We start from the raw sequence: 19,885 nt of genomic DNA, 5'->3' as shown, positions 1-19,885 counted from the left end.
TAATTATTGCTCGGTTTCGTTCATCCAGCAGGCATACAGTTCATCCAGTTTCTCCTGCATGGCGTCCCGGATGAGCTGGAGCTCTGCGAGCTTATGTGCATCGCTGGAGATCAGCGGGGCAAGCATTTCAGTATCGATAGAGCCAATCTGCTCCTCCGTTTCGGCAATCCTCTGCTCCCAGTATCCTGGAGGGCGTGACTTCCCGGAGGCGGCAGCAGAGGAAGAACTGTTGCGTTTGGCTTCGCCCTTCTCCATTCGCCTTGCCTCTGAAGTGATAGCCTTAGCGTCAGATGGGTTGCTGCTGGACCTTAGGGCAGGATATGGTTGCAGTTCTCCTTTACTGCTGCTGTTCGAAGATAGCAAGCGTGCAGCCTTCTCAGCCTGCTTTTCCTTGAAATACTCGTAGTTCCCGGAGAAAGCGCTGAATCTTCCTTCCGCGATGGACCAGAGCTTCCCGAAGCAGCGGTTGATGAAATAACGGTCATGGGATACCGCCAGCACGGTGCCGGGGTATTCCTCGAGTGCCTCTTCCAGCGCCTCGCGGGAATCGATATCCAGATGATTGGTGGGTTCATCCAGAATCAGCAGATTCGGACGGCGGTGCATCAGCACTGCGAACCGCAGCCGTGTCCATTCGCCCCCGGAGAGACTTGCGATACTCTTGAACACATCACTTCCGTAAAAGAGAAACCGCGCCAGCTGTCCACGGGCTTCACCCTCCTCGAGACCTGCCTCCTCGCGGAAGTACCGCAGCACTGACAGTGTTCCGTCTTCGGGAACAGCTTCCTGTGCCAGATAGCCGACAACCGCTCTGGAGGCGAGTGTGCAGCTTCCCTCGTCTGGCAGTTCCTGGCCCAGAATGATCCGAAGCAGCGTACTTTTGCCTGCGCCGTTGCCGCCGATCAGTGCAGTGGTCTCACCATACCGCAGAACTTCACTGGCTTTCGAGAAGAGGGTACGGTCTCCGTAGCTTTTGCCAATCCGGTCAAGAATGACAACCTGATTACCGGTACGGTCCTCTTGCTGGAGCTGCAAATCCATAGCTTTGCGCTCCAGAATCGGACGTTTGACCTTTACCATCCGGTCTAGTGCCTTCTGCATTGAGGCAGCCCGGCGGTGGAAGGAAGGATTCGGCGGATTGGAGCGGTTGCCCCATTCAATTAGCCGTTTGATGCTTTCCTGCATCTGCTTGATTTTCTTTTGCTGCTCCTGGTAGTCGGCAAATTGCCGCAGCAGCCGGGCTTCCTTCTCGATCTGGTATCCACTGTAATTGGTATGGAATGTGAAGGCTTCACCGTCTTCGATCTCAATCACTTTCTTCACTACAGCATCGAGGAAGTAGCGGTCATGGGAGATAGCTACTACCGTTCCGTCGTAATCCTGCAGGAACTGCTCCAGCCATTCGATGGCTTCCATATCCAGATGGTTCGTCGGCTCATCCAGCAGCAGAATATCCGGACGGCGCAGCAGCAGCTCCGCCAACCCGACTTTGGTCTTCTCGCCGCCGGAGAGGGAAGAGAAGCGGCGGTCATATTGTCCGGCACCGATGCCAAGGCCTGTAGCTACGCGCTGGATAGAGGATTCAATTTCATAGCCTCCAGCGGCTTCAAATTTCTCCTGAAGCGTACCGTATTCCTTAAGCAGCCGATTCCAGCTCTGCCCGCTTGCGGCAGCATCCGGTACGGACATTTCCAGCTCGAGCTCCCTTAGGCGTGCCTGCCACTTCAGGGGTTCAGCAAAGCTCCGCTGAAGGACTGCATATACGGTTTCTTCGTCATTCACTTCCTGAATTTGGGCCAGCAATCCAACGATGCTGCCTTTACGGATGGAGATTTGCCCCTGCTCGGGACGTTCTTCGCCGCTGAGCAGATGGAAGAGGGTAGTTTTGCCGCAGCCGTTGCGGCCAATCAGGCCGATTTTTTCGCCTTGGCGTATATCAAAGGTAACATCGCTCAGCACGAGCTGGGCACCGTGGTATTTTTGAACATTTTGACATGAGATGATCATAGGTATTCTCCTTTTATAGGAATGCCCTATCGCTGCTCGGGTCCATCTTCAAAAACAAAAAGACCGCAGGGAAATATCCCCGCGGCCTTGATCGTTCTCCGGTCTTAAAGCATCCGTTGAAGCGTAGGCAGGAAAGGCATTTCACAATGTTGTAGTGTTATTGAATTCTTGTAAATGGACAGACTTCTCCCGTTGTCGGCTTTTACATGAACGATGCCAGCCATAATATAATCTAGCCGGCTAATAACACCATTGGTCTGATTGTGATCCATTCCTCCTACACCTCCTTCATACAAATTTAGGAATAGTGTAACCAATATCGGCTGAATATGCAAGAGCAAAAGTAGAGCGCCTGTGCATATCTGATGGAATTCTTAAGTAGTATGAGTATATGGCAGAGGAAGATTTGCCAAATCAAACTAGGAAACGGGGACTTGGCGATGGCGATTTTTAACGGATTGCTGGGCAATGCCACCCAGGTGGCGCTGACAGATGTTCAGCGGGAATACGCGCAGATTCTTGCGCCTCAGGAAAACATTGAGCGGGCCTATAAACTGGTCAGAGATATGTTCATATTTACGGATAAACGGCTGATTCTCGTGGATAAGCAAGGGGTAACCGGCAAAAAGACAGAATATCATTCGATCCCTTACAAAAGCATATCGCATTACTCTGTGGAGACGGCCGGTCACTTTGATCTGGATGCGGAGCTATGCCTGTATGTCTCGGGAAGCGCGTTACCGCTGAAGAAGACATTCAATAAGTCCGTGAATATTTACGAGGTTCAGGCGGTGCTGTCCCAGTATATTTTAAAGTAAGCTCAGGGTGGCAAGGCTGCTAAACCGTATAACGGAGCACCAGTCCGCCATAGGTGAATGCAGCCAGGATCACCAGCGCAGGATGCAGTTTAAGCTTCTGTATCGCCCAATAGGCGATTGCAGCAATGATCAGCGTCTGCCAGATGCCGATGGATTCGGCGGGGCCTTTGGCCATTTTCAAGGTAAGTATAATCATCATAATAGCGATTACTGGTTGTACAAGCAGGGTCATGCCTTTCACTACGGGCGACTGCTTGTATTTTTGCATAACGCCCAGCAGGAAGATCAGTGCCGCCGCGGAAGGAACTACAGTAGCGATCAGCGCTGCGGCCATCCCCGGCCACCCGTAGACATCATAACCGACGAAAACAGCGATTTTGGTAGCGATCGGACCGGGCAGCGCATTACCAAGTGCCAGCATATTTGAGAACTCCTGATCGGTAAGCCAGCCATAATGCGGCACGATTTCCTCATACATCAGCGGGATGGAGGAGGGGCCGCCGCCATACCCTAGCAGATTAGCCATAAAAAAGCCGTAAATCAGTTTTAGCCATTCCATTTAGGCGGTCCCTCCTTTTTGTTTTTTTGCGAGTATCCGGTAGTGAACGGTTCCATAACCGAGGAACAGCACGATCACAATCGCCGGATGGATATGCAACACTTCAAGCAGCACCAGGGCGAGCAGCAGAAAAGCGGCGCCGATCCGCTTGCCCAGGCCTTTAAAGGCTTTTTGGGCAAATTCGTAAGCCATGAGTCCCAGCATCACTGCGATGACAGGCGAAACGGCGGCGATCATTCCCCCCACTACCTTGGAACCGCTCAAATAGTTGACTGCGGAGAGGAGGGCGATCATGGCGATCCCGCTCGGGAGGATATGCGCCAGCACAGAGATGATTGCACCTCTGACTCCTTTCAGCTTATAGCCGAGATAGGCAGCCATCTTGGTGGCGATAGGGCCTGGAAGGGCATTCGCGATAGCCAGTGTTTCTCCGAATTCATCATCTGTCAGCCACCCGTAACGGGTCACGGCATCATGGCGGATTAAGGGAATCACGGAGGGCCCGCCGCCGTAACCGAGTATGCCCGTCCTGCACATAGCAACGGTGAGCTGTATATATGGGTTGTCTTTGTTGTTCACGTGACACCTCCTAATATATTTGCTGAGCGTTCCCAAAGTTGGCTTCATTCTTACAAAGCGGGTAGCGCAAGTGCAGACGAATCAGTTGGCAGGCTTGGTAGCTGCGTTGATTGCATTTGCCCCATACTCACCCCGGAGGCGATAGTCTGTTTTTTGAGCTTATTCTATACAATTCATCGGTTCCCAGCTACCTGGAGGAAGGCGGTTCCACGAAACTTTGTGCACAGCTCACAAAAAATAGGAGCGGCTCGTGCGTTTTCTTTTGCCCGGATTGACAAAGGTTTTTACGGTGCTGTTAAATGACACTAACTTGAACGACAAATGGGAGATGGGTAGCATGACGACAGGTCCTGTAATCGGCACAAAAACGATGGTGGTCAGCCCCCATTACCTGGCTTCTGCCGCCGGAGCGCGAATTCTGCAAAACGGAGGCAACGCCTTTGATGCGGCGGTAGCGGTCAGCGCAACGCTCGGTGTGGTCTATCCGCATATGACGGGACTGGGCGGCGATGCTTTTTGGCTCACTTACAGCGCTGGTGAAGGGCGCGTCCGGGCTTACAACGGCAGCGGACGTTCCGGTTACGGCGTCCGTAGAGACTGTTACGCCGGCGAGGATGCGATTCCGAGACGCGGGGTACGCAGTGCCATTACGGTACCCGGAATGGCGGACAGTTGGTCAGCCGTCCAGCGCGAGTATGGACGCCTGACCCTGGGGGAGGTACTGGAGCCGGCGATTGGCTACGCCGCGGGCGGCTTTCCACTGTCGCCGGACCAATACGGCAACAGCATGCTGGCAGGAGCGGCGCTGTCACCGGCGGCGTCCGCGATCTATCTTCCCGGCGGTACGGTTCCGGCAGCCGGGAGCAGGTTTGTGCAGAAGCAGCTGGCTGCGTCGCTGCGGGTCCTGGCAGAGGGGGGCAGGGACGCCTTTTATAAGGGGAAGATCGCCGAAGATATAGGTCATTATATGCGGGCTTCCGGCGGGTATCTCACCCGCGAGGATTTTGCCGCTCATGAGGGGAACTGGGACGAGCCGATATCTACGGATTATCACGGCCACACGGTCTATCAGGTTCCGCCGAACTCTCAAGGGTTCACGGCGCTAATGGCGCTAAATATCCTGGAACACTACAATTTTGGAGACATCACGCATGGCACCTATGAATATTACCACTTGCTGGTTGAGGCCTTGAAGCTGAGTTTCCGCGACCGGGACCGGGTACTCACGGATCCGGCATTCAGCAGGATTACGCTGGAGCAGTTGCTGGATAAGCGGTATGCAGAGCAATTGGCGGCTTCGATTTCACCTGCGAAGGCAGCAGCGCTTGGCAGTGATCCGGTGGGCCGGGATACCGCCTTTGCGGCGGTAGTAGATGATGAAGGAAACGCGGTTTCCTTTATCCAAAGCCTGTACTTTGAATTTGGCTCAGGCATCGTTGCTGGCGATACGGGGATTCTGCTGCAGAACAGGGGCTCATTTTTCTCGCTGGACCCCGGGCACATCAATACGCTGGAGCCGCATAAGCGAACGTTTCACACGTTGATGCCGGCGATGGCCTGCCGTGACGGCAAGCCGGCCTATCTCTATGGCACCCAGGGCGGGGAAGGCCAGCCGCAGACGCAGAGTCTGCTTCTGACCCGTATGCTGCATTACGGGATGGACCCCCAGGCAGCTGTGAACGCACCGCGTTTTGTGTGGGGCAGAACCTGGGGCGAGCCCACCCAGGAGTTGAAAGTGGAGGGCAGAGTGGCACCCGGGGTACTAAGACAGCTATCCGAAGCCGGACATCTGGTGCGCACCGTGGGGGACTTTGATGGAATTGTGGGGCATGCGCATGCGATTGCTATCGATGGCAACGGCTATCGCAGCGGAGGAACAGATCCTCGCTGCGATGGGGCCGCTATTGGCTGGTAGGCCGGGAGTAGGATGGATTTCTGTTCGAAGTAGAATCTGTTGCACTTTGTACAGTAACGTAGACTTGAAGCTTGATGAACGTAGTGAAGCTCCTTGGAACTTAAGCGAGGTGGAAAAAGGTAAACTAAATTGGCTGTAACCCTGGCGACAGAAGGAGTTAATGGGATTTTGTACACCTAATTCAAGCATGTCATCCCAAACGTCCGCTGTCAGTAGAATTAGTGAGACTTTTTCCCACATAGGCTCTTCCATTAGCCGAAAGAGTTAAATTAGTGATCCTTTTTCCACTAAAGGATAACGCCCCCCTTCATCAAGTTTCCAAGTTCAATCTGTAGAGGCTAGGGGCTAAAGGTGTTAAAGGCTAGAAGAGAGGGGCTTACATGCACCGGTAGAGATTGCCCGGGTTGTCCGGGAGGAGAGGAGGGGGACAGATGGGCCTGGATAATCAGAATGGTGCATTTATAGACCCGGGGCTTGAGGTAACGGGTTCGGCAAGCGGCAAGCTGGCTGGACTTAGCTTTGCTGTAAAAGATGTATTTGCAGTGGCCGGGCATCGTTCTTCTGCCGGCAATCCGGATTGGCTGCGCAGCCATCCGCCGTCAGCTGCCCATGCGTCAGCGGTCCGCAGGCTGCTGCAGTCCGGGGCTTGCCTGCGGGGGGCCACGCATACCGATGAGCTGATGTACAGCCTCGGCGGGGAGAATTACCACTATGGGACACCGGTTAATCCGCGTGCCGAAGGCCGAATCCCTGGCGGCTCTTCCAGTGGTTCGGCGGTAGCGGTGGCCTCGGGCTATGTGGATTTTGCCCTGGGAACAGATACGGGCGGTTCCATTCGCGTGCCTTCAGCGTACTGCGGCGTGTACGGCTTCCGCCCGACGCATGGTGCGGTGGAGATGGAAGGCGTGATTCCGCTCGCGCCGGGCTTCGACACCGTGGGCTGGATCGCCGACAGCCCGGAGCTGCTTCAGCGGGCGGGTGAGGTCCTGCTCGGAGCAGCGGCTCCGGGCAGCGGGGAAGGCGCGATGGACATGCTGCACATCGCGCCGGAGGCTTGGGCGCTGGCCGGTGCGGACAGCGCGGCCAGCCTCAAGCAAGGCCTGCGCCAGCTGCAGGCCGGTGCAAGACAGTCCGGCGTGACGGAGATCGCGCCGGAGGGACTGAAGACATGGATGGATGTCTTCAGGGAACTGCAGGGCGCCGAGATATGGGCGACCCACGGGGCATGGATCGAGCATGCGCAGCCGCTCTTCGGCCCGGATATTGCCGCCCGCTTCGCGTGGGCGGCAGGCCTGGCCGGGCAGGATCACAGCCGCGCACAGGCGGTGCGCGCGGAGATAGCAGCCCGGCTGCGGCAATTGCTTGAAGAGGACGGTTGCATCGTCCTCCCGACCGTGCCCGGCCCCGCCCCGCTGCGCGGCGGGGATCTGGCGCAGCTGGAGCAGAACCGCAGCGGCGCGATGATGCTTAGCTGTATAGCCGGCTTAGCCGGATTGCCGCAAGTGACGCTGCCGGTGCCGGGACCCGGCGGCCTGCCGTTGGGCTTATCCGTGATAGGCGGTCATGGTCAGGATCTGCGGCTGCTCTCATGGGTCCGGCGTATGTGGAAATGAACAGTTCTTTGAAGACGACAGAACTCCTGGTTCGTATACCCTACGAATCGGGAGTTTTTTTATTGTCAGGAGTTTAGCGGATGAGACAAGGCAAAAACTGTTTGGCGAGAAAAGGAGAACCAACGGAAGAGTAACCGCTGGCTAGAAAGTGTATTTACCGCCAGGGTGATGTTGTTCGGTGACCAAGTATAGGCATTCCCTTGGTTTACTATGAATAACGCACGCAGAAACGGATGCCGTCCTTACTTAAGGGGGAGATCCGTTTCTGTATTATTTCGGCTTTTTGTTATGAGTCCGATCGTTAAGACTGTGTGGTAATGTGATATTACCTTACGTAATTATTGAATATCCGCATTTTCCTCTTCCCATCATTGGTCTCTTTATCTATAATGTTACATAACATAACATTGAAAACGAAGGGATTTCCAATACATGAATTTAATATAAGGAGGGGTGGCCATGCATCTAACGGTCGAAGAAGCGTTGTCCATTTATCCTTTGTCCGAAGCGAGGCTGATTGCTGGCTCGAAGGGCAAACACCGAATTATCAAATCGATCAATGTGATGGATGCCCCGGATATTTCCGATTGGATCAAAGAAGGGGAAATGCTGCTTACGACAGCTTACCTAATTAAGGACAGTCTGGAGGATGCATCGGCGTTGCTTCAGACCCTGAACCGGCGCGGCTCCGCGGGCCTTGGCATCAAGCTGGGCCGATTCTGGGACGCAGTCCCGGAGAAGCTGATTGCGGAAGCGGAGACGCTGAATTTTCCGCTGATTGAGCTGCCATTCCAGTTTACTTTCTCCGATCAGATGAACGGACTGTTTCGTGCCGAGCTTACGCGCAGTACCAGTGTGCTTCAGAGCATCATGGATAAGCAGCGTAAGCTAATGCGTTTTGCTTTGCGGTCCGGCCGCAGCCGCCCGCTGTTCGAATCGGTATCGGAAGTGATTGAGACTCCGCTGGCTGTCATCAGCGCCCGTGGAGATGTGGTGTTCAATAATTCGGACAACACAGCGCCGAAGCTGCTGGAAGGCTGGCCTTGGCAGAACCGGAACCAGCGCTTCCGCATCGGTGACAAAACCGGGTTCCGGATCCCCTTATTGCAGGGCGACAAGTGCTCCGGTTATCTTTTATACTGCTCCATTGACCCTTTATTGCTGCCTGTGGAAGAAAGCTTGTTTGTTCAGGGGGGCGAACTGATATCCTACCATATTCATTCCGGTTATGAAGATTATTTCGAGCATGCCGAACACAGGGAGTTCAGCGGACTTTTACGGCGCTTCCTAAGCGGCGGAATGTCCTGTGGTGAATTGGCCAAGGCTGCAGCCAAGCTGGAGGTGGAGCTGCTGCAGGCTCCGTTTCAATTGATGCTTACCGATACTGCCGCTTCAGGAGAAGCCCGCCTCGGAGAACTGCTTCGCTTGAAGGAAGAATATCTGGAGCAGCCGGAGCTGCATGGGCTGAATGGCATCCACGTAATGATAGACGACGGTCTGTTATCGCTGTATCCGGCGGGTCCGCACAGCCCGGAACAATTTCGGGATTGGGTGAACACTTGTTTCGCTAATTTGAAATTTGATAAAGGCTATTCACCCCGTGCTGCACTCAGCAGTTCCAAGATGAAGCCGGAAGGTCTGAGGGAAGCCTTTGCCGAGATCAAGGAATGTATGGGAATGTCCCAACACTGGGGAGGGCACGGAAATGTTGTGCATTACCGTCAGCTTGAACTGAGCCTGCTGCTGCGCCGGATACCGGCAGAAACCATGGAGAAATACTGCACCAGCAGTCTGCGCGGCCTTCAGAGCCGGGAACCGGAGTACGTTAAGGAGATGCTGCGTACCCTGGAGGTCTATCTGGATAATGACGGGCATGTGAATGAGACCGCGAAGAAACTGTTTATTCACCGTAATACCGCCACCTACCGGATTGAGAAGCTTAGTGAACTGCTGGACGTGGATTTCAAAAAGATCAATGATCTCATGCGTCTCAAGCTCGTGTTTCTTTTCCGCAGCATGTTAGAGCAAGATTGAGGTATTCACCCTGGCGGTTTTAAACAGGTGATACATAAACCGGCTTGATACAACAGGGAATGACATGAAAAACACTGATTCCAAGTTTTATGTTATGAATTATCACATATTCTAAAGATGATTCGAGGTATCATAGTGCGTTCGGCACAAAAAAAACTTCAGTTCTTATAAAATGGCACAAACGTATGTTATATAAATTTACGTGGATGCTGTGTCTCAGTATAGTAGAGATACATTAATGGCTTGAGCTATTATGAGAGATTTACTGGAGGAGGAGAATTATGAAAAGAAGGGGTCAAGCGGTTATTTTCAGCTTCGCATTAATGTTCCTGTTGGCGGTGGTTTTGGCAGGGTGTGGAAGCAACAATAATTCTGGCAACAACGCCAGCGGCACGAAAGCGCCGGCAGCATCGAATGCGGGCACAACAACAGAGGCTTCGGCAACGACAGAGCCGGCAGCGAAGAAGCCGACGGTTGCCTTTGTCTACATTGGACCTCCGGGTGATGGCGGATATACCTACCAGCATGACCAGGGCCGTCAGTATATGGAGAAGGAGCTCGGCATAAAAGCGGACACTGTAGAAAATGTTCCGGAAAGCGCCGATGCCGAACGCATCATCACTGAGCTTGCCCAGAGTCATGATATCGTATTTACAACGAGCTTCGGGTATATGGACTATACCCTTAACGTAGCCAATAAATTTCCAAACGTGAAATTCATGCATGCTTCCGGTTACAAAACAGCCGCCAACATGGGAACCTATTTCGGCAAAAACTATCAAGGCAGCTACCTGGCGGGCATTGCAGCCGGCAAAATGACCAAGAAAAATCACCTTGGCTATGTAGGAGCCTTCCCGATTAGTGAGGTTATTTATAACCTCAACGCCTTTACACTGGGCGCTCAGAGCGTCAACCCGGATATTAAGGTGGACGTGGTTTGGACGAATACCTGGTACGATCCTGCAACGGAACGGCAGGCGGCGATCAGTCTTTTGGATAAAGGCGCAGATGTGCTGCTCGCCTACCAGGATTCCCCTGCAACCCTGCAGGCTGCAGCAGAACGCGGTGCTTTTGCCGGGGGGAATGACTCCGACATGGGCAAATACGCTCCGGATAATTATCTGACCAACCCTGTATGGAACTGGGGACCTTATTATGTGAAGGCTGTTCAGTCCGTAATGGACGGAACCTGGAAGAGCGAACAGTACTCTGGGGATATGGCTGACGGAATGATTGACATTGCACCGTTCGGCAGCAAGGTTCCGGATGATGTGAAGAAGCTTGTAGAAGATGCCAAGGCCAAAATCATCAGCGGAGAGCTGGATGTATTCACCGGCCCTATCACTGACAACCAGGGCAAGGTTCAGGTACAGGAAGGCCAAAAGCTGACCCTTGAAGAAGTTCTGTCCATGAACTGGCTAGCCAAAGGCATTGAAGGCACCATCCCGAAATAAGCGCTGCAACCAAGTGAATAGTGCAAGGCCTTATGGGTGGGGCGGGCTCCGTACAGCGGAGTCTTCCCCACCCGTACTACAACTATAAGGAAAGGAGCGTCCCATCATGCAGGACCCTTCGGTTGAGATGCGCGGGATCGTGAAGAAATTCGGTTCTGTAACGGCAAGCGATCAAGTCGATTTTTCGGCAAATGCGGGTGAGATTCACGCGTTGCTTGGTGAGAACGGAGCAGGTAAAAGCACGGTCATGAGTATGCTCTCAGGGGTATACAGAGCGGATGAAGGCGAGATTCTCGTTCATGGCCTGCCGGTCAAAATCCGTTCCCCCAAAGATGCTGCACGTCTTGGCGTCGGCATGGTATTTCAAAACTTCAGACTGGTGCAAAGTCTCACGGCAGCGGAAAATATCGTGCTTGGCGAAAAGTCGTCTTTCTGGCGAGGCAGCAAGTGGATTAAGAATAAACACAGGGAAATTGAAGGCCTGGCGGAGCGGTTCGGTCTCAAGTTCCCGGTAGATCGTCCAATCTGGCAGTTGTCCGTCGGCGAGCAGCAGCGGGTGGAGATCGTCAAGACGCTCTACCGTGGCGCAGATATCATCATTCTGGATGAACCCACCTCGGTGCTGACTCCGGGTGAGGTGGAGCAGCTGTTTGCGACCCTGCAGGTCATGAAGCAGGCCGGTAAAACAGTCATCATGACTACGCATAAAATGAAGGAGGTTATGGCTTCTTCTGACCGTATCTCCGTCATGCGCAAAGGAAGAATGATTGCAACGCTGGCCACGGCAGAGACGGATGAGCTGGAGCTGGCCCGCCTGATGGTTGGACGCGAGGTTGAAATCACCCGCCAGGAGCGCGAAGCTTCCGTTGGGGAGCCTCTGCTGGTGGTTAATAATCTGGATGTCATTGCCGATCACGGCCGCAAGGTGCTGGACGGTCTGTCCCTCAAGGTATGCGAAGGTGAGATTGTAGGAGTTGCCGGGGTTGCCGGCAATGGTCAGAAGGAATTGGCAGAAGTACTGACGGGGCTTCGAACCTGGAAGAACGGCGACATCGAATTTGACGGCCAGCCTGTCAAATCGGCTTCGGTGCGCGGCGCTATTGATTCGGGTATCTCCCATGTGCCGGAGAACCGGATGAAGAGCGGCCTGGCCGGACGGCTGGGCTCTGTAGATAATCTGCTGTTCAAGTCTTACCGCAGTGACGAACACTCCAAATTCGGATTTCTGAAGGCGGCTAAAAACCGTTCCTGGTCACAGGCACTGGTCGAACGCTTCAATGTCAAGACGCCTGAGCTGGATACCCCGGTACAGCAGTTGTCAGGCGGCAACCAGCAGAAGCTGTTATTCGCCCGTGAGGTGAGCCACCAGCCGAAGCTGATGGTTGCGGTCCATCCTACGCAAGGGCTGGATGTAGGCGCTACTGCCGGTGTGCATGACTTATTGATGGAGCTGCGCAGTACGGGCAGCGGAGTGCTGCTGATATCCGAGGATCTGGATGAACTGCTACAGCTGTCTGACCGGATTCTGGTGATGTACAACGGTTCGATCATAGGTGAGAGTGATCATGAGCATGCGGACCGGGAGCACATTGGCCTGCTCATGGCCGGAATCCGGAACAAGGAGGCAAGCGCTATATGAGTCCCAAAAATACAAGTGACGCCGTACTGATGAACTCCGTTCCGGCCAAACCCGGCAAATGGTTCCCCATGCGTCTGGAGTATGATGCAAGCCGTACGCGTTCCCCGTGGTGGTCACCGGTTCTGTCTATCATTCTGGCGCTTCTGCTCTGTGCGGTGTTCATCGCCGCTAACGGCATGAGCCCGATTACTGTATACGAAAAAATGTTCCGCGGGGCTTTTGGCACCTCCTATGGCTTCACCGAAACAATGGTTAAAGCGATACCGTTGCTGCTGTGCGGACTGGGGATTGCTGTTGCATACCGCATCTCCGTATGGAATATCGGCGCGGAGGGACAGCTTACTGTTGGGGCAATGGCTGCTACGGCGGTAACCATCTATTTTCCCGATCTGTCTTCCTTCTGGTCTATTACACTGATGCTTGTATTCGGAACAGCCGCCGGAGCTCTCTGGGGACTCATGACCGCGATTCCGCGGACCCATTTCGGCGTCAACGAGCTGATCACCTCTCTGATGCTGAATTATATAGCACTGCTTGCGCTGGATTATGTAGTGTTTGGTCCATGGAAAGACCCTAAGGGCTTCAATTTCCCAGGCTCACCGATGTTCACCGCCGCCCAGTCGCTGCCGGTGCTGGGAACCACGAGACTGCATATCGGGCTGATCTTTGGTCTGGTGGCGGTGGCCATCTATTATCTGATGATCAAATTTACCCGCTGGGGCTATGAGCTGCGCCTCATTGGTGCCAATCCGACGGCTGCCCGCTATGCGGGGATTCACATCAAGAAGCATATTATTATTGTCATGCTGATCAGCGGCGGTCTGGCTGGCATTGCAGGCATGGCCGAGGTGTCCGGCGTCACGCACAAGCTGATGCAGGGAATCTCGCCGGGTTACGGCTACACCGCTATTATTGTCGCCTGGCTTGCCAAGCTGAATCCGCTCGGTCTTATCGTTACCTCGATCCTGTTCGGCGGCCTTATTGTCGGCGGCTACAGTGTGCAGACCATTGGTCTGCCTTCGTCCATTTCGGAAATGCTGCAGGGGGCAATCCTGTTTTTTCTGATTGCCGGGGATATGATTCACCGTTTCCGCATCCGCCGGAGCGCATAGCAGCATCCTCTTAGAGAAGGGAGTTTACCCATGGATTTCACTACACAGTTATTAATCGCCGCCATATCCGCCGGAACACCACTGCTGCTGGCTACACTCGGGGGCATCCTGAATGAACGGGCGGGCATTATCCAACTGGGTGCGGAAGGATTGATGCTGATGGGGGCGGTCACCACCTGTATCGTCTATATCCGCACAGAAAATCTACTGCTGGCTCTCCTTGCGGCCATGGCTATCACTGCTGTTCTTGGCATCGTTCATTCCTTCCTGTGTGTCACACTGCGCGCCAACCAGACCATGTCCGGTCTGGCGATGACCTTGTTCGGCAGTGGTCTAAGTGCTTATCTGGGCAAGTCCATCAGTGGCATTCCGCTGCCGGGTACTTCGCCCAAGCTGGATCTGGGCTGGGTGAAGTCGATTCCGGTAGTCGGTGATATCTTCGGCCGGATGGATGATCTGACCTGGTTCAGCTTACTGCTGGTGCTCGCGCTGCATCTGCTGATTCACCACACCTCCTGGGGTCTGCATTTGCGGGCCGTTGGAGACAGCCCGGCGACAGCTGACGTTATGGGCATCCGCGTACAGCTGATCCGTTACAGCTATGTCACTGCCGGAACTGTGCTGATTGGTCTTGCGGGTGCCGACATGGTGTTGTCTTACGCACCGACATGGAATGAAGGGCTTACGGCAGGCCGGGGCTGGATCGCTGTCGGTCTGGTGATTTTCGCCCGATGGAATCCGCTTCGCGCATTGTTCTGTGCCTATTTATTCGGAGCACTTGATTCACTAGGATTTCGCATGCAGTTGCTCGGCAGTACGATTCCACCCTATTTCCTCAAAATGATTCCATACGTTGTAACGATTCTGGTACTTATGTACCTCGGCTACCGCAACCGCAACAAGCCCTCCGGCACACCGGAATCACTGGGAACTCCGTTCATTCGGGAGCAGCGGTTCTGAATCTCACGCCCATTTTATGCAGTTCGAGCATCTAAGTTAAAATTAAAAGCAATCGGGAAAGAGTTAACTGGAGAAAGAAGGAAAGCCTGTGACGATGACACCGCCTATATTTTTGACACTGGAAGAGATAAACCGTATGAGCAAAGCGGAATTTGTAGTGAATCTTGGAGGAATCTTCGAACATTCGCCTTGGGTAGCGGAGGGGGCGTATACGCATATTCCGTTTCACTCCATCGCAGAATTGCACAAGATTATGGTGCATACGGCGCGTAATGCGGAGCAAGAACAGGTAGAGGAACTTTTGCGCGCACATCCGGATTTGGCGACCCGGCTTCAGGTTAGTCCGTTATCGGCAGCGGAGCAGCAGGGGGCTGGATTGGACCGCCTGACTCTGGAGGAATTCACCAGGCTTACCGCGCTGAATGCCGCATATACGAAACAATTCCGCTTTCCATTTATCCTGGCTGTGCGCGGCAAGAATAAGGACGATATCATCCAGTCTATTGAAGAACGTGTGAACCGGACACTGGAGGAAGAGTGGGAGCAGGCGCTTACTGAGATTGGCAAAATCACCGCTTTCCGGCTGAATGATCTGATTCAGGAGAAGGCTCCAGAGCTATAAAGCGAGAGTGAATTGAAACAGAAGATATAGGACCAATAGAACCAGCGGAGGTGCTCTACCATGACTGGAGCGGGGATAGTAGGTATAGCCTGTGAATTGGGGAATTCGGGATGCAGACTTGGGATTGCTGATGATTTTGAAATGAATGCGGGAACGGTTCAGCAGTCTGTGAGCATCCGCTTGATAGATAGACATAGCTGGAAAAGAGGGTCTGGAGCATGAGCGGGCGTCTGACAACTCATGTGCTGGATCTGTCACGTGGATTGCCGGCCGCGGGGATGAAACTGCAACTTTGGAGCCTTACGGAAGGCTCATTCAAGCTGTTGCGTGAGGCAACTACAAACCATGACGGCAGACTGGATGCTCCGCTGCTGGAAGGAGTGGAACTAGTCCCGGGCTGCTATGAGCTGTTGTTCATGGCTGGAGATTACTTTCGAGGTAACGGACTGGAAGGAGTTTTTTTTCTGGAACAGGTCCCGATCCGGTTCAATATCGCCAAGACGGAAGACCATTACCATGTTCCGCTGCTTGTTGCTCCCGGAGGCTACAGTACATACCGGGGCAGCTAAATAGAGCAAGAGTTAATGACCGGAGGTGACCGATTCATGGAGGAATCATACGAGCTCATTATCAAAAATGGAGATGTCGTGCTGCCCGGAGAAGTACGGAAGCTGGATGTTGGGGTTAAGGACGGAAAGATCGCTGCACTGGGCCAAAGGCTTCGGGCGGCGGCAGATACCACGCTCATAGATGCGGAGGGGCACTATGTACTGCCGGGAATGATCGATATGCATGTACACTTTAATGAACCGGCGTTTGGCCACTGGGAGGGATTTCGTTCCGGTTCGGCAGCGTTAGCAGCAGGGGGGTGTACCTGCTATGCGGATATGCCGCTGAATGGGAATCCGCCTACGGTAAATCAGGCTGCACTTCAGCTCAAGACAGAAGCTGCCTCCGGGAATTCTGCAGTGGATTATGTATTGTGGGGCGGTCTTGTTCCAGGGAATCTGGAGGATTTAGAGGATCTGGCGAAGGCCGGCGTGACTGGCTTCAAGGCCTTTATCTCTAATCCTGGCGGTGAAGGAGAAGGGCGTTTCCGTGAGGTGGATGACGAGACGCTGTATTTGGGAATGCAAAAAATCGCTGCACTCGGCGGTATTCTCGCCCTGCATGCGGAGAGTGAAGATATTACGGCCGTGTTATCGGCGGATGCCGTACGCAGCGGTAAGACCGGAGCGCGGGACTTCGCGGCTTCCCGCCCTGCGATTGCGGAGCTTGAGGCAGTATCACGGGCGCTGCTGTACAGTGAACGCACCGGCTGCCGGCTGCATTTCGTGCATATCAGCACGGCTGCCGCGATTGAGATGATCCATGCTGCGAAGCAGCGCGGACTGGATGTGACGGCGGAAACCTGTCCGCATTATCTGATGCTGAGTGAAGACAGCATGGAACAGCTGGGGCCTGTAGCCAAATGCGCTCCGCCGCTCCGAAGCCTTGAAGAGCAGCAAAAGCTGTGGGAGGTGCTGGCTGAGGGCAAAATCGATCTGATCGCCTCCGATCATTCGCCTTGTCCGCCTGAGCTTAAGCTGAATCCTGATTTAACGTTTTTTGAAGCCTGGGGCGGGATCTCGGGGGCCCAGAGCAGCCTGGAGCTGATGTTCCATGAAGGAGTTCATGTACGCGGACTGCCGGTCACCCTAGTCTCGGCTTTATTGTCGGAGAAGCCGGCGCGGCGATTCGGACTTGACCACCGCAAAGGCTCTATCGCGCTGGGGCTGGATGCCGATCTGGTGCTTCTGAACCCAACGGCCGATTACACACTGGCTGCAGAGGATCTGTTCTATCGGCACAAGCACAGCCCCTATACCGGAATGACTTTATCCTGCAAGGTTACAGCCACGATCTGCCGGGGGAATGTGGTATATACCGCTGAACAAGGTGTGGTCTCGCCGGACAAAGGGGAATGGTTGCAAATTAATTATGCGCAGCCGGCTCTATGAAGAGGCCGTTCCTGCACGCACCGGCTACGGATATGCTGGAGCTGCTCGAGGAATTGGCAGCGTTCAGCACTCCGGGGCCGGGTGTTACCCGCCTGTTATATACGCCGGAGTGGAGCAGGGCACAGCATTTTTTGCAGGAAAAAATGGCTGTGCTCGGCCTGGAGGTTCATACGGATCCAGTAGGTAATGTCTTTGGACGGCTGAGCGGATCACAGGATTCCGATAAAGTCATCCTTACCGGCTCCCATATCGACACCGTGATGAACGGCGGCAAATATGACGGAGCTTATGGAGTAGCGGCTGCTGTCACCGCGATGCACTATTTGGCAGTAACTTTTGGGCCGCCGCTGCGGACGCTGGAGGTTGCTGCGTTCTGTGAGGAGGAGGGGAGCCGCTTTCCGCTGACGTTCTGGGGTTCCGGGAATGTGACGGGCCTATATAACGGAAGCGTGGCAGAGTCTGTCTCTGATCTGGAGGGGATTACACTCATGGCGGCGATGGAGTCCTGCGGCCTACTAAACCAGGGGAGCCGGACTGATCATGATGATCACGGTGACCGCCTTATGAATTCCGCCCGGAGAGACGACATCGGGATGTATGTCGAACTGCATATCGAGCAGGGAATCATTCTGGAGCAGTCCGCCCAGCAAATCGGGGTGGTGCAGGCAATTGTTGGCCAAAGACGATTCACTGCCAGAGTCATTGGAACCGCGAATCATGCCGGAACAACGCCGATGGGGCTGCGCCAGGATGCGCTTGCCGGTACAGCGGAGATGCTGTCTGCGCTTGAGCAGTTTGCTGTGGAAGCGGGAGAGCCGCTGGTAGCCACTACCGGCAGGCTGGAAGTTTTTCCGGGAACCTCGAATGTGATCCCGGGCGAAGTGCAGTTCACGCTGGATATCCGCCACAGTGAGACAGAGCGGCTGGAGAGCTTCTGTTCCCGGGTCATGACAAAGTTCGGAGAGATTGCGGCCCGGCGCGGGCTTAAGCTTGAGCTTGAGCAGACGCTGGCTACGTCTCCCGCGCCGATGAACCCGGCGCTCTGTGAAGCCCTTGAACACATCTGCCAGGAGCAGGGGAGAAGCTTCCGCAGTATGGTGAGCGGAGCGGGGCATGATGGCCAGCTGTTCGCACCAAGGTGTCCGGCGGCGATGATTTTTGTGCCCAGCCGGGCAGGGATCAGCCATTCTCCGGAAGAATACTCCTCACCGGAAGAGCTGGCGGCTGGGCTGGATGTTCTGACAGCATTATTATATAAGCTTGCCTATGAGGAAAGCTGAACCTATAGAGGGAGAGATGATCATGAAGCGGTACGAAGATTTGTCGCCATCCCTGCGGTGCATTATGACCCCCGGACCGGTGGAGGTCGATCCGCGCGTGCTGCGGGCGATGTCTTTTCCGGTACTCGGACAATTCGATCCTGAATTTACAGACATTATGAATGAGACGATGGGGATGTTGCGCGAGCTGTTCGCAACGGAGAATAAATGGGCTTATCCCGTGGACGGTACCTCACGCTCCGGTATTGAAGCGGTAATGGTCAGCCTGATCGCTCCGGGTGACCGTGTGCTGATTCCGATCTATGGGCGGTTCGGCCATCTGCTGCATGAGATCGCCGAACGCTGCGGTGCCGAGGTATTCACGATCGAGAAAACCTGGGGCAGTGTATTTACGCCGGAAGAAGTCATCACCGCGATCAAGAGCTTCCAACCTGACGTGGTTGCCATGGTTCATGGCGAGACCTCGACTGGACGGATGCAGCCGCTGGCCGGGATTGGGTGGGCCTGCCGTGAGCACGATGCGCTGCTGATTGTGGATGCTGTGGCGACTATTGGCGGAGTGCCGGTGGAGACGGATGCCTGGATGCTGGATGCCGTTATCGGTGGCACACAGAAATGCCTGTCCATTCCTTCAGGCATGGCGCCGGTAACCTATAATGAGCGCGCCGAAGCCAAACTTATGAAGCGTAAACAGGTAGAACGCGGACTGCGCACAGGCGGAGCTCAGCGCAGTGAGCTGCCAGTGGTTCGCAGCAATTATTTTGATCTGGGCATGCTGCAGGATTACTGGAGCGAACAGAGGCTGAATCACCATACTGAAATGACCTCCATGCTCTACGCACTGCGGGAGGGAGTGCGGCTCGTACTGGAAGAAGGGCTTCGGGAGCGGCATACCCGGCATGCCTTGCACGAACGGGCTCTGGTCGCTGGACTTACGGCGATGGGCCTAGAGCTGTACGGGGACCCGGAGAGCAAGCTGACGGTTGTGACCTGTGTACTCATTCCGGAAGGGGTGGACGGCGAGTCGGTGCGGGAGATGCTGCTTAGCCGCTTTGGCATTGAGATTGCCAGCTCTTTCGGTCCATTAAAAGGGCTGATTTGGCGCATTGGCACCATGGGCTTCAGCTGCCGTGAGAATAATGTACTGCGTGTGCTGGGCGCGCTGGAGGCTGCCCTGTTGCGGCACGGCTATGCGGTTCCTTGCGGGCTTGGCGTTCAGGCGGCATTAGATGTATATGAAGCAAATGCGGATTAAAGCTATCCTATCCGGTATAATGCTGTTTGTACATGCCC

Annotated in this window: 17 protein-coding genes; 13 read left to right on the top strand and 4 right to left on the bottom strand. The window is 54.5% G+C overall.

Going from position 1 to position 19,885, the window contains the following annotated elements; all coding sequences use genetic code 11:
• Nucleotides 1-3: 3 nt before the first annotated feature.
• On the bottom strand, nucleotides 4-2,007 hold the full coding sequence (abc-f, locus tag A3842_RS16875; RefSeq protein ID WP_074102153.1) for a ribosomal protection-like ABC-F family protein: 2,004 nt from the start codon (nucleotides 2,005-2,007) through the stop codon (nucleotides 4-6).
• 104 nt (nucleotides 2,008-2,111) lie between these two features.
• Complete coding sequence (locus tag A3842_RS32575) at nucleotides 2,112-2,279, bottom strand: hypothetical protein (protein ID WP_178382365.1); 168 nt, start codon at nucleotides 2,277-2,279, stop codon at nucleotides 2,112-2,114.
• A 168-nt stretch (nucleotides 2,280-2,447) separates the two neighbouring features.
• On the opposite strand from A3842_RS32575, the gene A3842_RS16870 reads away from it, so the two are divergent.
• Nucleotides 2,448-2,825 carry a PH domain-containing protein gene (locus A3842_RS16870; RefSeq protein ID WP_074085821.1) on the top strand — a complete coding sequence of 126 codons (378 nt, stop codon included), beginning with the start codon at nucleotides 2,448-2,450 and terminating at the stop codon, nucleotides 2,823-2,825.
• A 19-nt stretch (nucleotides 2,826-2,844) separates the two neighbouring features.
• On the opposite strand, the gene chrA is transcribed toward A3842_RS16870, so the two are convergent.
• Together chrA and chrB are read right to left on the bottom strand one after the other, a co-directional pair.
• The gene (gene chrA, locus A3842_RS16865; protein ID WP_074085820.1) at nucleotides 2,845-3,384 is read right to left on the bottom strand and encodes a chromate efflux transporter ChrA; all 540 of its coding nucleotides are present in this window, start codon (nucleotides 3,382-3,384) and stop codon (nucleotides 2,845-2,847) included.
• Nucleotides 3,385-3,963, bottom strand: coding sequence for a chromate efflux transporter ChrB (chrB, locus tag A3842_RS16860; protein ID WP_371916006.1), 579 nt, complete (start codon nucleotides 3,961-3,963; stop codon nucleotides 3,385-3,387).
• A 337-nt stretch (nucleotides 3,964-4,300) separates the two neighbouring features.
• On the opposite strand from chrB, the gene ggt reads away from it, so the two are divergent.
• The 12 genes from ggt (at nucleotide 4,301) to A3842_RS16800 (ending at nucleotide 19,847) form a co-directional block, all read left to right on the top strand.
• Complete coding sequence (gene ggt, locus A3842_RS16855; protein WP_074102152.1) at nucleotides 4,301-5,878, top strand: gamma-glutamyltransferase; 1,578 nt, start codon at nucleotides 4,301-4,303, stop codon at nucleotides 5,876-5,878.
• Nucleotides 5,879-6,309: 431 nt separating this feature from the next.
• Nucleotides 6,310-7,491 (top strand): amidase, encoded by a 1,182-nt coding sequence (locus A3842_RS16850; protein ID WP_083609623.1) that lies wholly within the window; start codon nucleotides 6,310-6,312, stop codon nucleotides 7,489-7,491.
• 459 nt (nucleotides 7,492-7,950) lie between these two features.
• Nucleotides 7,951-9,525 carry a PucR family transcriptional regulator gene (locus tag A3842_RS16845; RefSeq protein WP_074102151.1) on the top strand — a complete coding sequence of 525 codons (1,575 nt, stop codon included), beginning with the start codon at nucleotides 7,951-7,953 and terminating at the stop codon, nucleotides 9,523-9,525.
• 281 nt (nucleotides 9,526-9,806) lie between these two features.
• Complete coding sequence (locus A3842_RS16840; RefSeq protein ID WP_074102150.1) at nucleotides 9,807-10,979, top strand: BMP family ABC transporter substrate-binding protein; 1,173 nt, start codon at nucleotides 9,807-9,809, stop codon at nucleotides 10,977-10,979.
• A gap of 106 nt (nucleotides 10,980-11,085) precedes the next feature.
• Nucleotides 11,086-12,618 carry an ABC transporter ATP-binding protein gene (locus tag A3842_RS16835; protein ID WP_074102149.1) on the top strand — a complete coding sequence of 511 codons (1,533 nt, stop codon included), beginning with the start codon at nucleotides 11,086-11,088 and terminating at the stop codon, nucleotides 12,616-12,618.
• Nucleotides 12,615-13,730, top strand: coding sequence for an ABC transporter permease (locus A3842_RS16830; protein ID WP_074102148.1), 1,116 nt, complete (start codon nucleotides 12,615-12,617; stop codon nucleotides 13,728-13,730). Before A3842_RS16835 ends, A3842_RS16830 begins: the two co-directional genes overlap by 4 nt.
• A 30-nt stretch (nucleotides 13,731-13,760) precedes the next feature.
• Nucleotides 13,761-14,690: an ABC transporter permease gene (locus A3842_RS16825; protein ID WP_074102147.1), complete on the top strand. Its 930-nt coding sequence runs from the start codon at nucleotides 13,761-13,763 to the stop codon at nucleotides 14,688-14,690.
• Between the two features lie 136 nt (nucleotides 14,691-14,826).
• Complete coding sequence (uraD, locus tag A3842_RS16820; RefSeq protein ID WP_256701734.1) at nucleotides 14,827-15,312, top strand: 2-oxo-4-hydroxy-4-carboxy-5-ureidoimidazoline decarboxylase; 486 nt, start codon at nucleotides 14,827-14,829, stop codon at nucleotides 15,310-15,312.
• 218 nt (nucleotides 15,313-15,530) lie between these two features.
• Nucleotides 15,531-15,881 carry a hydroxyisourate hydrolase gene (uraH, locus tag A3842_RS16815; RefSeq protein ID WP_074102145.1) on the top strand — a complete coding sequence of 117 codons (351 nt, stop codon included), beginning with the start codon at nucleotides 15,531-15,533 and terminating at the stop codon, nucleotides 15,879-15,881.
• 36 nt (nucleotides 15,882-15,917) lie between these two features.
• Nucleotides 15,918-17,312 (top strand): allantoinase, encoded by a 1,395-nt coding sequence (locus A3842_RS16810; RefSeq protein WP_074102144.1) that lies wholly within the window; start codon nucleotides 15,918-15,920, stop codon nucleotides 17,310-17,312.
• On the top strand, nucleotides 17,309-18,592 hold the full coding sequence (locus A3842_RS16805) for a M20 family metallo-hydrolase (protein ID WP_074102143.1): 1,284 nt from the start codon (nucleotides 17,309-17,311) through the stop codon (nucleotides 18,590-18,592). The genes A3842_RS16810 and A3842_RS16805 overlap by 4 nt, the downstream gene beginning before the upstream one ends.
• Nucleotides 18,593-18,614: 22 nt before the next feature.
• Complete coding sequence (locus A3842_RS16800) at nucleotides 18,615-19,847, top strand: pyridoxal-phosphate-dependent aminotransferase family protein (RefSeq protein WP_074102142.1); 1,233 nt, start codon at nucleotides 18,615-18,617, stop codon at nucleotides 19,845-19,847.
• Nucleotides 19,848-19,885: the final 38 nt, after the last annotated feature.

Origin of the sequence: Paenibacillus sp. P3E, assembly GCF_001909045.1 — a bacterium.
Taxonomy (GTDB): domain Bacteria; phylum Bacillota; class Bacilli; order Paenibacillales; family Paenibacillaceae; genus Paenibacillus_AQ; species Paenibacillus_AQ helianthi.
Note: the sequence above shows the minus strand (reverse complement) of the source record. Positions and strands in the feature narration are given on the sequence as shown.